Below are 14,603 nucleotides of genomic sequence, written 5' to 3' on the forward strand. Positions count from 1 at the left end.
TGGCGGCTTCGCCTTACCCGGCCTACAGAACTACTTAGCCAGCGATGAAAAAATTCAAGGAGAATAAAAAGCTTACAGCGGCTCCCTGGTCCGGCTGAAAATCGCCGAAGCGTTTCCGGAAGGCCGGGGCGAGGCGCAGGGACGCGCCGAGAGGGCATAGCCTGCAGGGATGCAGGCTGGTGCCCGACCCGAAAGCCTGGAGGAATAAGCTGAGGGCACCGCGAAGCGGCGATTTTCTTGCCGGGAGCGGGGATTGTTAAGGGGGCGGCGATAGCCCCCTTAACACGTTCACGGGTGACGCGGTTTACAGAGCAGCAAGGAAAGTATGGTGAACGGAACCACCTCTACTGCCGCATGCTCCCCTCAGCCCACCGAGAGAAAGATGGATTAGAGGGGTACAGACCGCTCCTGTCCCCTGTGTTACCGGATAAAAGGCTTGCACCGTATCAGGCGAGCAAGGCCTGCAACGCTCTGCGATCGTCATGGGTAATATCATGTGGATGCTGATACCCGATGTTATCAATCGCCTGGGTATAAAGCGCTACCAGCCAGTCATAAACATAGGCCGTGGCTGCATGCACCGGCTGCTCTCCCAGACGGGTCAAGCGTGGCGCAGTGCTGTTAACCACAGGCGTGACAAACACCGGCTGCCCTTTGCGGATGCGGCTGGCCGGGCGGGCGGAAGCTGGCGTCTGAGCGTAGCCGACCCATCCCACAAAATTGCCGAGTGCAGCATGCAGCTGTGCAGCGCTGCTTTTATCGGTATCAACAATCTTTTTCAGCTGCGCCAGCAGGTTCAGACGATAGCTGGCAATCACCAGCACATCGCCAATCTGCTGCAGGATCGCGGTATCCAGCCCCAGACGGCTGGCGACAGCTTCATCCCGGCTCCACTGGCGCAGATGGTTGATCCACACCTGATGGGCCAGACGGGCTTTGTCCGTCGGCTGCAACATCTCATCGCTATCCTGGGTGCTGTCGGCAAACAGGTCAATGGCATCGGTAAACAGGCCGTTAACCTGCTCTTCGCGCGGCTGCTGCACGGCGAGCAGCGTCTCAAAGGCGCGCAGCGGCGGGAGTAACCCCTCCAGCAGCTCGCCGTGACGGGCGGCGCTCCCCTGCAGGGTACGCACCATCGCTTCGGCGGTGCCGCGCTGGGCGTCAGGATCCTGAGTCAGCGGGGCCAGATACCCCCGCATCAGCTGATGCAGTTCCCGCTGGTGCTGCTGGCGTAACCCCTGCAAACGCGTCTCGCGCTGGGCAGGCAGCGTCGCCTGGGATAACCACTCAATCACCCGCTGCATACTGCTGCTGTCCAGCGCCTGCAACGTTCCCCAGTGCTGGCCGGGTTTGCCGAGTAGCTGCTGCACCGCTTCGTCGAGATTGGAACGGCGGGTAAAGCGCGCATCCTGGGGCGTAATCGCCCATACCAGCCCTGGCAGGGCGGCATCGTCGCCCGGCTGGGTCGCTTTCACCCAGTTAAGTAACATTTTCGCGGTGCGGGCGGTCTGGCCGTGATGGGCAGTGGCATTGCAGATCACCAGGACATCCGGCTGCAGCTGCTGGCGATAGTGCTCCAGCAGCCACTGCAGTTTCGCCTGGGCCAGCGGTGAATCGGGCTGCGCTGACGGGGCCGGAATATCAATAATATCCACTCCGGCCAGCGCGCTGTTTTCTACCGGCAGGATCAGCTCCCGGGTGAGCAGGGCCAGCACATCCAGCGGGATGCTGATGGCGTTAAGCAGCTCGCCGTTGTGTAGCGGGTGCAGTACCGCCTGCTGGACCTCCGGCAGGGCGATATCACCCCGGGTGAGGAACCCTTCGGTCGGCAGGCCAAAATTATCCACCAGCAGGCTCAGCGGTGCCGCCAGCGCCTGGGCGTGGCTGGTCTGGTGCAGAATTTGCGCCAGCTTGAGCCACTGCTGGGTCAGCTCCTGCTGTTCGCCCCACAGTAAGGACCAGACGCTTGCGCGGGTACTCAGATCCAGCGACGGCAGCAGCAGGGCAAACTGATGCCACAGGGCATCGTCCATTTGCTGGGCTGCGGCGGGCACCGTGTCGCGCCAGTAGCGGGCGATGGTGCCGACGTCGGCGGAGGTGATACCCGGTACGCTCTGAGGCTGGCGCAGGGCACGCCATTTCTCCAGACGCACCTCGATAACGGATTTATCCACCGCCGGGAGCGTGGCGCGGGCCAGAAACACCTGCACCAGTTCAGCTTCGGTGAGCAGGCTCAGGCGCAGCGGAAACGCGTCATCGGCCACCTCCGTTGCGGTGGGGGTAAAGCGCAACGCCATGTTGGTCAGGGCGTGGCCGGGATTGATGTGCGAAAAGTAGTCAAAGGTTCGCTGGCCGACAATCACGTTCATTCGCTGATTGTCGCTGCCGCACAGGGTGGCGAGCATATGGGCTTTCGCCGCCTGGGAGTGACCATATAACCCGATGGTGCTCCCGGCGCTCAGCGCCCGTTGAATGGCCTTTTCCCGCGCGTCGGCCACCGCCAGTCTCGCCAGCAGGGCATCGGCGTCATTGTCGAGGAGCGGGGCGTGCTGACGCGTTGCGTTGATCCACCCGATTAATGCCTGAGTCGTGGTCGTCGTGGCTCTCATTTCAGGTATACGCTCCCGCTGTCGATCCAGTAATGGCTGCCGCTGTGTCGGCGATCGGCCAGAGTATTCAGTTTAAAGGTCAGGGCATCGGCCGGGACAGGCGTACCGTCCTGCAGCCAGGCATCGCTCAGCTCAAAGGCTTCCGGACCATCCTGTTTATTGCCGCCGCAGAGCTTCAGGCGCACGTTAAGTACCCCGTCTCCGGCAATGGATTTCGCCAGTTCCGCCGAGTTAATGCTCAGGGTATAGAGCGGGGTGGCAGGCCAACGGGCGTTCGCCAGCTGACGGAAGCCCAGCGTCACGTTGCCGCGCAGCGGGAAGTGCAGGCGGGTATCCAGCTTCGCCCCCGGCTTGTCGAGGTCGATATCCTGATACCAGACGTTCTCCTCGCGCAGGGTATTTACCGTGTTATCCAGCACCCCGAGGTAGCGCACCGTGGAGTAAGCGCCGATATCCGCCGCCTTAAAGTTAAAGCGCGGCAGGCGCAGATCCAGCGCCAGACTACAGAGCATCGCCCCGACCGCCGCGGTGGATTTCGGATTGCCAATGCGCCCCTGCTGGCTGAACGGATACCACTCATGCACCCGGTATTTGTCGAGCCACACCATCCGGCTGACCGGCACCGGCTGCAGATGGCGGATCAGCGCCTGAACGCCAGGCAGACAGCCCGGACGCCCGGTGATCAGCAGAATATCGCAGGCGTAGTGGGAGATCGCCTCGGCCACCGCATGCAGCGGTGCCGCCAGAGTGAAGTGTCCGGCCAGCATCGCGTCCTGCATTTCGCGGAAATTAACGTGCAGCGGGACGGCAAACAGGTCGAACGGTGCAGACCCGGCTGGCAGGGCGTGCTCGATGGCCTGTTGCAGGTAGTTCATCACGTTGCGCGTCGGCTTGCGAGTCAGCAGATCGCCAAAGGTGGCGTGCAGTCCGTCGAGGGGATCGTCAACGTCGCTGGCTTCCCAGGCGGCGAGGATCGCATGACCAATCGGCATAAACAGCTGTAAAGCCGTCTGCTGGCGCAGCACCGCCTGGGTGTCGATGCGTCCGGAGTCGCCAAACAACGAGGCCATCAGCAGAGAGGCGTCGGCAATGCCCGATTTCTGCAGCTGGGTTTGCAGGGCGGGCAGCACGTAGCGCTGGATCACATCCAGCAGGGTGTCATCGCCCGCCACCTTAAAGCCTTCGCGGAACAGCAGCTGCGGGGTGATCTTGACGTTACTGCCTGAGCCATCGTCGAGCTGGTAATGGGTGATGGCCATATCGGTGGTGCCGCCGCCGATATCAATCGAGGCCACGCGCAAGGCCCGGCCCGGCTGACAGCCCGGCTCCGGCTCGCGATCCGGGCGGGCAAGGGCGGCGAAAAAGGCTTCGGTCTGACCGTTGTAATGGGAGATGGCCTCGTTATAGAGCCACACTAACTGGCCGCAGCTGGCCTCATCCCACTCCATCTGGATCTCCGGCACCGGCACCACGCTCTTCTCCTGCTGTTTACGGCTGGAGAAGTCCTCATCCTGCGGGTGCCAGCCCATCGCTTTCCAGACGATGGCGATGGCTTCAAACATACGGCGGCGGAAGATCTCGCGCTCCTGCTTCGGCATTGCCGACGGCAGGGTGAGGATCAGGGTGCGCAGCTGGCGCGGTGACGCCGGGAAGCCCAGACGCAGACGGGTGGCGACGCTGTTGATCTGCCCCAGCGCCTGCGCCAGCAGCTCGCAGAGCATGTGGGTCATCAGGGTGCTGCGGCTGTACTGCGGGGAGAAGACCGGCAGACGTTCATCCTGCGGCAGGGTGAACAGCGGCTGGCCGTCATCGTTCATCAGGTTCATCAGCGGGAAGGCGGTCGCCAGCGGTTCGCGCTGGGTTTTGCTGTTCATCTGGCTAAAACGCCAGTCCTGTACCACCGGGGTTTCATCCCACAGATAGCGGCGCGGGCTGGAGATACCGCTGTTGCCTTCGGTGCCCAGTCGCTGGGTCGCGAGCTTGCGCGCTTCGTCGCCCACGCGCACGATAGAGGGCCAGACGAAGGCGTCTTCGCGGCCGCTCTCCACCGAGAAGTGCTGCTTGCCGAAGCGGGCTTCGGAAAACTCCAGACGGCTGGTAAACAGCGGCTCGTTCAGGAACTGCGGTTCGCTCAGGGAGCGTACCTGTAGCTCGGCGGTCTGGCGCAGGCCGTCGTTGGCATCGCCGTGGTCTTCAATGATCACCCCGCAGGTGTGGGTGTTACCCACATCCAGAATCAGGTCCACCGGGATCGCCGGAGTGCTGAGGGTGTGGGTGACAAATTTGACTTCCGGCACCGTGAGCTGTTCTCCCAGCATCGCCAGAACGTTCAGCCAGTGCGCCTGGTACTCAAAGTTACGCATCGCCAGCTGGAGCTCGCGCTCGGCGCGGTTCTCCACGCCGGTGGCGTACTGGGTGAAGGCCTCTCGCAGCCAGCCGTCAATCCAGGTCTGGTCGAGGAAGTTCGCCACCTCGTCGTCGCGCCAGGCCAGCGCGAAACGGGTGCCGTTGAGAATGTCGTTCTCCACCGGCGACAGGGCGCTGGTGGCGTGGGCGGCGATCTGGCTGTCCAGCGCCAGGGTCACGCGGTGGCTGTTCCCGGCGTTATCCGGGGTCTCCAGCTTACGCACCTGCACGCGGGCCCAGTTGTCCGGGCCCTCAACGAAGGTGCGCGGCGGGTTAAAGCGCAGGAACGGCACCGGCAGCCAGACGCCGTCGAGCACTGCCAGCGACTGCTGAAGCGGAATGGTGCTTTCGGGTTTCACCACTTCCGGCTGTCCGCCGTTGGTGGCGGGCAGGGTATAGCGGCCATTTACCAGATCGAAATCGAGGCGCAGCAGGGGGCCGTTGGCGGTTTTACGCACAAACCGTCCGCTCTGGGCGGAGTCCTGCGGCGTCAGGCCAAAATCAAGAAACTGTACGCCGCTGTTCGCAATCAGCGTGACGCTCTGTTTGTAGTCGCAAAGGTTTACCAGCATAGGATCACGCACCTGCCTTCCTGAATGTCAATGGAACCACGGTCTTCGCGTCGTAGCGCGCGCTGCATTCTGCCACATCACTGGTGCCGGCCTTACAGGTAATTTCCGGCATCGGGTAGCGCGAGCCGTCAGCGCAGCGGGCGTGGCCCCGGGATTTGATCAGCAGCTCACCGTTGCTGTGCAGCCCGGAGAAGACCGCCACGCGGCAGACTACGTTGTCACCGTGCACCACGCGGGCAGAGCCTTTATTGTTCTGGATTTGATAGCGCAGTGAAGGCGGCTTGCCGGTGATCGGATCGGTGACATCCAGCATGACCCGCCAGCTACCGTTGAGGAAACGGGTTGAACCGGCTTTCACCTGGCCCGCGTCCATGACCAGCGCGTCTTTCGGGATGGCGGCAATCACCACCGGTTCCGCAGGGGCTGGCTCTTCGGCTTTAACGGCCACCACTTCAGCCTGATGCAGCGGCAGATTCAGTGGCAGAGGCTCAACTGCGGCAACGGGTTTGGGCTCAATCGCCACCGGGGCAGCAACAGCGGTTTTGACCGGCTCGGCGACAGGTGCCTGTTTTGGCCACAGCAGCGGGGCGGCAACGGCGGCCACCACCACGGCGGCAACCGGCAGCGGCCACAGCGGAACGCGACGTTTTTTCGCCTGCACCACCGGCGCGGCAGGCTCCGGTTTTGGCTCTGGCTCGCTGGCGCTTATCACCGGCGCGGGCTGCGCTTCGTAGAGGTCATTGGCGGTGATCTTCACCGTCGCCGGGGCAGCAACCAGCGGTTCATCGGCTTTTTCGAAGACGATGGCCGGGGCCGTTTCAGGCTCGGGTTCGGGCTCAGCCACTGGCGCGGGCATCGGGTCCGGCAGCAGGGAGGCGCGCAGGCAGTCGAGAATGTCATCCCGCGCGTTTTCATTGAGGTTCACAAAACCCCAGAAGGTGATCACCGGCTTGCCATCAACCAGGAAGAGGAAGTTTTCGCCGGGGAACTGAAACGCTTTGGAAAGCAGGGAACCAAACAGCTGCTGAGCGGTTTTTGGCGACTGAAGCGATTTTTTGCTCAGGGATTCGACACTCGACAGGGTGCCTTCCAGCAGGCGCAGCGCCCGAAAACGCGCATCTTCATCGGCGGCTTTCCAGCTTTTAACGGCGCCCTCAACCGGTGAGTACCAGTCCACCCGGTCGCCCTCATCATTGACCTGCGGAATGGCAAGGCAATCGACAATGGCTTGCTGTTTGCGCAGACGCAGCGCCTCACGGATTTGCAATGCTGATTCAAAAACGGCCTGTCCGCCGCCGCCAACGGCCTGAAAATCATCCAGATTGCCGCTGCGTAAAAGGGTTTTTGCCACGATTTGGTCCCATAGACTTTTTCACGCGTCTACTTTACGAAATCTGCCGGCAAACAAACGGCAGAAGAGACGGCAAAAGGGGCGATTTCTTGCAGCATTGCGGCGGTCGAAAGTGCTTGACGTTGAATGTACCTTAAGGCAAATCACCGTCTGGCGATTGGCGGGAAAATCAGCGGAAATAACTGCTTTAGAATAACCTGATAGTGTTTCGTTATTTGCCTGCGGGCAGGTGCTGTGCTGTTATTACCATTCTCTATAATAAAACCAAACAGGTAATAACCATGTCTACAGGGAAAACTCTCCTTGCGCTGGCGTTAAGCGCATTACTGCCAGCGGGTGCCGCTTGGGCGGCCAATAACGACACCATTATCTACTGCTCTGAAGCGTCACCGGAGTCCTTTAACCCGCAGATCGCCAGCTCCGGCCCGAGCTTTGTTGCCAGCTCACAGGTGCTCTATAACCGCCTGATTAACTTCGATCCGGTCAAAAATACCCCGGTGCCGTCGCTGGCAGAATCCTGGACCATCTCGCCGGATGGCAAAACCTATACTTTTACCCTGCGCAAAGGGGTGAAGTTCAACAGCAACAAATTCTTTAAACCGACCCGCGATTTTAACGCCGATGACGTTATTTTCTCGGTGATGCGTCAGAAAGACCCTAACCATCCATATCACAACGTCTCTCAGGGCAACTACGAGTACTTTAACGACGTCGGCCTGGATAAGCTGATCCAGGAGGTGAAGAAGATCGACGATAACCACGTGCAGTTTGTGCTGAGCGAACCGAACGCTGCCTTCCTCGCCGACTGGGGGATGGACTTCGCCTCGATCCTGTCGGCGGAATATGCCGACGCGATGCTGAAAAAAGGCACCCCGGAAAATGTCGATACCTGGCCGATCGGCACCGGACCGTACGTGCTCCAGCAGTATAAGGTTGACTCCCTTATCCGCTATATCGCCAACCCGAACTACTGGGATGGCGCGGTGCCGACTAAACATCTGATCTTCTCCATCACCCCGAACGTCGAAACCCGTCTGGCGAAGCTGCAAACCAACGAGTGCCAGATCATTCCTGCGCCATCGCCGGTGCAGTTTGATGTGATCAAGAAAAACAAGGATTTGACCCTGCACTCGGTGGATGCGCTGAACGTCGGTTATCTGGCGTTTAATACCGAGAAAAAACCGTTTGATAACGTGCTGGTGCGCCAGGCCCTGAACTACGCCACCGATAAAGAGGCCATTATCAACGCGGTGTTTATGGGCTCCGGCACGGTGGCAAAATCGCCGATCCCGCCGAATATGATGGGCTTTAATAAAGATGTGCAGGACTACAGCTACGATCCGGAAAAAGCGAAAGCGCTGCTGAAACAGGCGGGGCTGGAGCAGGGCGCGGAAGTGACCCTCTGGTCGATGCCGGTACAACGCCCTTACAACCCAAACTCGCGCCGCATCGCGGAGATGATCCAGAGCGACTGGGCGAAGGTGGGGGTTAAAGCGAAAATTGTCTCCTATGAGTGGGGCGAATACCTCTCCGGCATGCGTAAAGGCGAGCACGACAGCGCCCTGTTTGGCTGGATGTCGGATAACGGCGACCCGGATAACTTTGCCGACGTGCTGCTGGGCTGCGACAGCATCAAAACCGGCTCCAATGCTGCACGCTGGTGCGACAAGGGCTATGATGACCTGGTGCAGAAGGCGAAGCTCACCAGCGATCCCGCGGCGCGTGCGAAGCTCTACAGCCAGGCGCAGGAGATCTTCTATAAGCAGGCACCGTGGATTGCGCTGGCGAACGGCAAAACCTTCTTTGCTACCCGCAGCAACATTAGCGGATACAGCGTGAGCCTGATGGGAAGTGATTTCTCGAAGGCGAAAGTAAACTGACAGAGCGCCGGGTGACGGCTTCGCCTTACCCGGCCTGTATATGGCACCCGTAGGCCCGGCAGCGTAGCGCCGCCAGGCAAGTTGAGAAGGAGTGACAATGTCACATTTAGAGGATGTTACCGCTCGCGTTGACGCAACGATTGCCGAAAGCGTGATTGCACATATGAATGAACTGCTGATCGAACTTAGCGAGGATAGCGAGTTAACCCGTGAAGATCGCTATACCCAGCAGCAGCGCCTGCGTAACGCCATCGCCCACCACGGTAAACAGTACAAAGAGGACCAGGAGGCCCGCCATGAGAGCCTGACCAAAGGCGGGGTGATCCTCTGATTCAGAACTGGCGTCTGGCGACCAGCCAGGCGCCAACCACCAGCAGCACCGCGCCGCATACCGGGCCGATCAGGGCCTTCAGCGGCACCCCCTGGCTGCGCACCACATCCATCACCAGCCCCCCGATTAACTGGCTGGCAACCAGCACGGCGATGGTCGTCGCGGCCCCGACATACTGATAACCGCTGATGCTGGCGAAGACAAAAAATGAGCCCAGCAGGCCGGGGATTAAGGTCCACCAGCGCACCGTATGTACCAGCTCGCTGAACCCGGCGACGCCGTTTTTAATCAGCAGGATCGATACAAAGAGCACAATCCCCACCAGCGAATTGAGCAGCATGGCGATAAGAATGGTGCTTGAGGTCTGGGTGATGCGCACCATCAGGGTGTTCTGCACCACCAGCCCAATGCCCGCCGCCACCAGAAATACCAGCGTCAGGGTCTGGTTCATCCGATGTTATCCGGTTCGCTGCGCTCATCGAGCTGAAGCTGCATAAAGGTCAGATCCAGCCAGCGGCCAAACTTGGTCCCTACCTGTGGCATCTGGCCAGTGGTGACAAAACCTAACGTTTCATGCAGATGTACAGAGGCATGATTCTGCGCTTCGATCCCGGCCACCATCACGTGCTTGCCGATGCCTCGGGCCTCAACAATCAGCTGTTCCATCAGCGCCCGCCCGATGCCTTTGCCCTGATGATCAGGATGCACATAAACCGAATGCTCAACCGTATGGCGGAACCCATCAAAGGCGCGCCAGTCGCCGAAAGAGGCATATCCCGTGACCACGCCATCGTGCTCGCTGACCAGCACCGGATAGCCCATCAGCTGGCGTGCCTCGAACCAGGCGATGCGGTTATCGGTGTCCACGGTGGTATCGTTCCAGATGGCGGCGGTATGCAGTACAGCGTGGTTATAGATCTCGCCGATAGCGGCGCAATCCTCTTTAGTGGCGTGACGAATAAGCATCTGAAACCTCGGGGTGTGTTGTTCACTATAGTAGTACGCGATGTCACGATATTACACAAACAGTCGCTGAAAACGCTACGGCATAACACATATCTTTTCGTTATGAAAAAAGCCAGTGGTAATCCATTACTTTCTCTATAGTATGGCGTGATGAATATTCTGTCAGACAATATGAATCAACGGATCAGCGCGCGCATTCGGCTTGAACGCGAGTCGCGTGGATGGTCCCTGAGCGAGCTTGCCGAGCGGGCGGGCGTGTCACGGGCGATGATCCATAAAATCGAACGCGGCGACAGCAGCCCGACCGCCACCTTGCTGGCCCGTCTCTCTGGCGCGTTTGGCATCAGCATGTCGACCCTGATTGCCCGCGCCGAGATGCAGGAGGGCAAGCTGCTGCGCTTTGAAAGCCAGCCTGTCTGGCGCGACCCACAAACCCACTATCTGCGTCGACACGTCTCGCCGCGTACCGATCTGCCTATCGACCTGGTGCAGGTTGAATTGCCCGGCAACAGCGATGTACCGATGCCCGCCTCCTCTTATGCCCTTGCGCGCCAGCTTATCTGGCTTCAGTCGGGGGAGCTGGTGTTTCAGGAGGGGGATACCCGCCATGAAATGCGGGCCGGAGATTGTCTGGAGTTAGGCCCGCCGAACGACTGCCGGTTTATTAACGAAAGCGGCGAGCCGTGCGTCTACCTTGTCGTCAGGCTTAACCAGTCCGGCTCATAATGTTAAAGCGGGCAGGGGAAGATGAGGCTAGGCTCTAAGGACGTTTCTATAAAAAGGAGTGAGGTATGAGTCAATCTTCAACGCAAAATCGTCAATGGGTTCTGGCTTCTCGTCCCCATGGTGCCCCCACCGCTGATAACTTTCGTTTAGAAACCACCGACATCCCTCAGCCCGCCGACGGCCAGCTTCTGCTGCGCACGATGTGGCTCTCTCTTGACCCTTATATGCGTGGCCGCATGAGCGATGCGCCATCTTATTCGCCGCCGGTAGAGATCGGTGCCGTAATGGTGGGCGGCACCGTCAGCCGCGTTGAGGCCTCGAACCATCCTGACTATCAGCCTGGTGAATGGGTGCTCGGCTACAGCGGCTGGCAGGAGTATGAACTCTCCGACGGCAACGGGCTGGTGAAACTGGGTGAGAACCCGGAACACCCCTCCTGGTCGTTAGGTATTCTGGGCATGCCAGGTTTTACCGCCTACATGGGACTGCTGGATATCGGCCAACCGAAAGCGGGTGAGACCCTGGTAGTGGCCGCGGCGACCGGCCCGGTAGGTTCCACCGTTGGGCAGATTGGCAAGCTGAAAGGTTGCCGGGTGGTAGGCGTTGCCGGTGGGGCGGAGAAGTGCCGTCACGCCACCGAGGTGCTGGGCTTCGACCAGTGCCTGGATCATCATGCGGATGACTTTGCCGAACAGCTTAAACAGGCGTGTCCGCAGGGGATTGATATCTACTACGAAAATGTCGGCGGTAAAGTGTTTGACGCGGTGCTGCCGCTGCTCAATACCCAGGCGCGCGTACCGGTCTGTGGGCTGGTGAGCGGATACAACGCCACCGACCTGCCGCCAGGGCCGGATCGTCTCGGGTTGCTGATGGGCACCATCCTGAAAAAACGCATCCGTATGCAGGGCTTTATCATCAACCAGGATTATGGCCACCGCATCGAAGAGTTTCAGCAGCAGATGGGGCAGTGGGTCAAAGAGGGCAACATCCACTATCGCGAACAGGTGACGGATGGCCTGGAAAATGCGCCCGATGCGCTGATTGGCCTGCTGGAGGGAAAAAACTTCGGCAAAGTCGTGATACGTGTCGCGAACAATAACGAATAGTACCAGGTATGGCGGATTATTCCGCCATACTAAACTGTGCAAAATTCAAAATAACGTCTTTAATTATACAGGCATAGAATAAACGAAACGTGGTATACAAAACGGGGTATTTTATTTTTTCAATCACACAAAGTTATGATTGATGGTTTTCTTTTGACGTAAATCAGGCATGCGATACAGGATATATCAAATACTCAGCGGTCCTTATTTAACCGTCTGTGAAATATAGTTAAGTGTGGGTAACAGGAACAGAACATGCTGGATTTGGACAATTTAGAAAAAGCTCAACGAATGAGCCTGACGATGCAGGTTGAGGTGAGTCTGAAAAGCGCGCTGATTGCCGGCGCGTTAAAGCCAGGCGCACGGCTCGTCACCAAAGATATTGCGGATAAACTCGGTACCAGTATTACTCCTGTTCGTGAAGCGCTGCTGCGGTTGGTCTCCGCGGGCGCGCTGCACGCGACCCCGGCGCAGGCTTTTCTGGTGCCGGAAGTCACTTTAGAGCGTTATAGCGAAGTCAATGCTATTCGTAAGTCGCTGGAATGCATGGCTGTCGCGGCGGCATGCAATCAGATGACCGACGAAAAGCTAGAGACGCTGCGCGACCTTTCAGAAAAATTTCACGATGCGATGAGCAATGGCGAGGTGGAGCGCGCGCTTCACTCCAACCGGGCTTTTCGTTTTACGCTCTATCACTATGCCGACATGCCCACGCTGATATCGCTTATCGAACAGCTATGGGTGCGCATCGGGCCCTGTTTTAACTGTCTCTACGATCCAGACATTGTATTGCCGAGCCGCGCGTATCGTTACGATGAGCTGCTTGATGCCCTTGCGAAGGGCGATGAGGAAGCCAGCCGGGCGGCGATTGATAAAGCGATCGACGAAGCGAATGAGATATTAATCAGGCAGTTTGCAAACTAACAGGGCCAGAAATAAACGAAGCGGTAATTTCGCTAAATATGAGCTGTTTCTTTTTTCCGGCAGACAAGCTGCTGCCGGAAAGTTTATTTATTAGCCTACTGATAAGACCAGCTTAACTATGAAATAACCCTGACCTCTGCCGATAACCTCAAAAGGCACATTCGCCTTTTAAGGAGCCAGGAATGAGTGTCAGTCAACGATTACGTAATATAAAAATGAGCAGAAAGCTCGCGGCGGGTTTTGGTCTGGTACTGCTGCTGGTTGCAGTATCGACCTTGCTCAGCGTGATGCGCTTTAAAGAAATTCGCGACGTTTACCAGCAAACCAACCTGATCTACAACATCAATATCGAGGTCTTCCAGGCCAAGATCAACCGCCTCAAATTCCTCTATAACGGTGACGAAAAGTCCGGCCAGCTGATGGCAAATTACGTCAAACATGCCGTTGAACTGACCGAAGAGGCCCGTGAGCTGGAGTGGACGGCAAAAGAGAGGGCCATTGTTGAGGCGATTGCCGGGCACCTTGCCCGTTTTGGCAGCAGCGTGACGGAAATGCAGAGCGCGATGACGGCCTGGAACGCAAACAAAAACGACCCGGCGGCTACCGCGGCGCTGAAAGCTGCGGAAGAGAAAGTCAAAACCGCTGGCGACGACAGCAGCGCCTCAATCCGCGAGATCATTGCTCTGGTCAAAACGCATAATGATTCGCTGGCCTATAGCTCCAGTACCATCACCGCCATTATTGGCGTGGCGGCGATCCTCTTCGGTATCCTGGTCTCCTGGTGGGTGACCCGCCAGATCACCCGTCCGGTAAAACAGAACCTGCAGCTGGCCGAGCGTATCGCCAGCGGCGATCTCAGCTCCGATATCCATCCCCAGGGAGAAGACGAACTGGGCAAACTGACCGGGGCGATGGGCCGGATGAACGATAAACTGCGCTTAATGATTGGCGAGGTGCGCAGCAGCGTGGCGCAGGTGTCGCTGGCCGCCAGTGAAATTGCCGAAGGGAATACCGATCTCTCCTCGCGTACCGAGCAGCAGGCTGCGGCGGTGGTGCAGACCGCCGCCAGCATGGAAGAGCTCACCGCCACGGTGAAGAACAACGCCGATAACGCCCGTCATGCCAGCCAGCTGGCGGCAGAGGCCTCGCAGACTGCGACCCAGGGCGGACGGGTGATGCGCGACGTGGTCAGCACCATAAGCGATATCAACACCAGCTCGCAAAAAATCGCCGATATCACCGCGGTTATCAACAGCATCGCCTTCCAGACCAATATTCTGGCCCTCAACGCAGCCGTGGAAGCGGCGCGGGCGGGAGAGCAGGGGCGGGGCTTTGCAGTGGTGGCCAGCGAAGTGCGCAGCCTCTCCCAGCGCAGCTCTCAGGCGGCGAAGGATATCGAGCAGCTGATCAGCGAGTCGGTCTCCCGCATTTCTACCGGCAGCGAGCTGGTGGCGAAAGCCGGGCAGACCATGGAGCAGGTGGTGGATTCCGTCACCCGCGTAAATGACATCATGGGCGAGATCTCCTCGGCCTCGGAAGAGCAGAGCCGTGGTATTGAGCAAATCTCCCGGGCGGTGATGGAGCTGGATACCACTACCCAGCAAAACGCCTCGCTGGTAGGCGCCTCGTCGACGGCGGCAGGAGCGCTGGAAGATCAGGCCCGTCTGCTGGAGTCGTTGGTGGCGGCGTTCCGTCTGGAACAGCGCGCACAGATGGCATAAAACAAAACCGG

The 14,603-nt window shown here is 59.0% G+C and carries 11 protein-coding genes; 6 read left to right on the forward strand and 5 right to left on the reverse strand.

Features of this window, described 5'->3' with window-relative positions; all coding sequences use genetic code 11:
• Positions 1 to 446: 446 nt before the first annotated feature.
• The 3 genes from DVA44_RS11625 to DVA44_RS11635 are packed head-to-tail and all read right to left on the reverse strand — an operon-like array spanning position 447 to position 6,938.
• Entirely contained in the window at positions 447 to 2,609 is a 2,163-nt protein-coding gene (locus DVA44_RS11625; RefSeq protein ID WP_114386940.1) for a virulence factor SrfC family protein, read from the reverse strand.
• Positions 2,606 to 5,587 carry a virulence factor SrfB gene (locus DVA44_RS11630; protein WP_114388410.1) on the reverse strand — a complete coding sequence of 994 codons (2,982 nt, stop codon included), beginning with the start codon at positions 5,585 to 5,587 and terminating at the stop codon, positions 2,606 to 2,608. The genes DVA44_RS11625 and DVA44_RS11630 overlap by 4 nt, the downstream gene beginning before the upstream one ends.
• Before the next feature lie 4 nt (positions 5,588 to 5,591).
• Complete coding sequence (locus DVA44_RS11635) at positions 5,592 to 6,938, reverse strand: SrfA family protein (protein ID WP_114314881.1); 1,347 nt, start codon at positions 6,936 to 6,938, stop codon at positions 5,592 to 5,594.
• Between the two features lie 281 nt (positions 6,939 to 7,219).
• On the opposite strand from DVA44_RS11635, the gene DVA44_RS11640 reads away from it, so the two are divergent.
• Together DVA44_RS11640 and DVA44_RS11645 are read left to right on the forward strand one after the other, a co-directional pair.
• On the forward strand, positions 7,220 to 8,818 hold the full coding sequence (locus tag DVA44_RS11640; RefSeq protein WP_114386942.1) for an ABC transporter substrate-binding protein: 1,599 nt from the start codon (positions 7,220 to 7,222) through the stop codon (positions 8,816 to 8,818).
• A gap of 97 nt (positions 8,819 to 8,915) precedes the next feature.
• Positions 8,916 to 9,149: a YdcY family protein gene (locus tag DVA44_RS11645; protein ID WP_114314883.1), complete on the forward strand. Its 234-nt coding sequence runs from the start codon at positions 8,916 to 8,918 to the stop codon at positions 9,147 to 9,149.
• Between the two features lies 1 nt (position 9,150).
• Here DVA44_RS11645 and DVA44_RS11650 read toward each other — a convergent pair whose 3' ends face one another.
• Positions 9,151 to 9,600, reverse strand: coding sequence for a DMT family transporter (locus tag DVA44_RS11650; protein ID WP_103822045.1), 450 nt, complete (start codon positions 9,598 to 9,600; stop codon positions 9,151 to 9,153).
• The gene (locus DVA44_RS11655; RefSeq protein ID WP_114386944.1) at positions 9,597 to 10,115 is read right to left on the reverse strand and encodes a GNAT family N-acetyltransferase; all 519 of its coding nucleotides are present in this window, start codon (positions 10,113 to 10,115) and stop codon (positions 9,597 to 9,599) included. The genes DVA44_RS11650 and DVA44_RS11655 overlap by 4 nt, the downstream gene beginning before the upstream one ends.
• Positions 10,116 to 10,265: 150 nt before the next feature.
• On the opposite strand from DVA44_RS11655, the gene DVA44_RS11660 reads away from it, so the two are divergent.
• From DVA44_RS11660 to DVA44_RS11675, 4 genes are all read left to right on the forward strand, one after another.
• A complete protein-coding gene (locus DVA44_RS11660) occupies positions 10,266 to 10,841 on the forward strand; it encodes a helix-turn-helix domain-containing protein (RefSeq protein WP_103822044.1) in 576 nt (191 codons plus the stop codon).
• Positions 10,842 to 10,906: 65 nt separating this feature from the next.
• The gene (locus tag DVA44_RS11665; RefSeq protein ID WP_103822043.1) at positions 10,907 to 11,947 is read left to right on the forward strand and encodes an NADP-dependent oxidoreductase; all 1,041 of its coding nucleotides are present in this window, start codon (positions 10,907 to 10,909) and stop codon (positions 11,945 to 11,947) included.
• Between the two features lie 255 nt (positions 11,948 to 12,202).
• Positions 12,203 to 12,871, forward strand: coding sequence for a GntR family transcriptional regulator (locus DVA44_RS11670; RefSeq protein WP_114386946.1), 669 nt, complete (start codon positions 12,203 to 12,205; stop codon positions 12,869 to 12,871).
• A gap of 182 nt (positions 12,872 to 13,053) precedes the next feature.
• A complete protein-coding gene (locus DVA44_RS11675; RefSeq protein ID WP_114386948.1) occupies positions 13,054 to 14,592 on the forward strand; it encodes a methyl-accepting chemotaxis protein in 1,539 nt (512 codons plus the stop codon).
• Positions 14,593 to 14,603 lie beyond the last annotated feature (11 nt).

It is taken from the genome of Leclercia sp. W17 (assembly GCF_003336325.1).
Classification (GTDB): Bacteria; Pseudomonadota; Gammaproteobacteria; order Enterobacterales; family Enterobacteriaceae; genus Enterobacter.

Bases quoted from the DNA above. Each gene is read 5' to 3' on its own strand.
- DVA44_RS11655 (WP_114386944.1), bottom strand. From the start codon at position 10,115: ATGCTTATTCGTCACGCCACTAAAGAGGATTGCGCCGCTATCGGCGAG.
- DVA44_RS11665 (WP_103822043.1), top strand. From the start codon at position 10,907: ATGAGTCAATCTTCAACGCAAAATCGTCAATGGGTTCTGGCTTCTCGT.
- DVA44_RS11650 (WP_103822045.1), bottom strand. From the start codon at position 9,600: ATGAACCAGACCCTGACGCTGGTATTTCTGGTGGCGGCGGGCATTGGG.
- DVA44_RS11660 (WP_103822044.1), top strand. From the start codon at position 10,266: ATGAATATTCTGTCAGACAATATGAATCAACGGATCAGCGCGCGCATT.
- DVA44_RS11675 (WP_114386948.1), top strand. From the start codon at position 13,054: ATGAGTGTCAGTCAACGATTACGTAATATAAAAATGAGCAGAAAGCTC.
- DVA44_RS11670 (WP_114386946.1), top strand. From the start codon at position 12,203: ATGCTGGATTTGGACAATTTAGAAAAAGCTCAACGAATGAGCCTGACG.
- DVA44_RS11630 (WP_114388410.1), bottom strand. From the start codon at position 5,587: ATGCTGGTAAACCTTTGCGACTACAAACAGAGCGTCACGCTGATTGCG.
- DVA44_RS11645 (WP_114314883.1), top strand. From the start codon at position 8,916: ATGTCACATTTAGAGGATGTTACCGCTCGCGTTGACGCAACGATTGCC.
- DVA44_RS11625 (WP_114386940.1), bottom strand. From the start codon at position 2,609: ATGAGAGCCACGACGACCACGACTCAGGCATTAATCGGGTGGATCAAC.
- DVA44_RS11640 (WP_114386942.1), top strand. From the start codon at position 7,220: ATGTCTACAGGGAAAACTCTCCTTGCGCTGGCGTTAAGCGCATTACTG.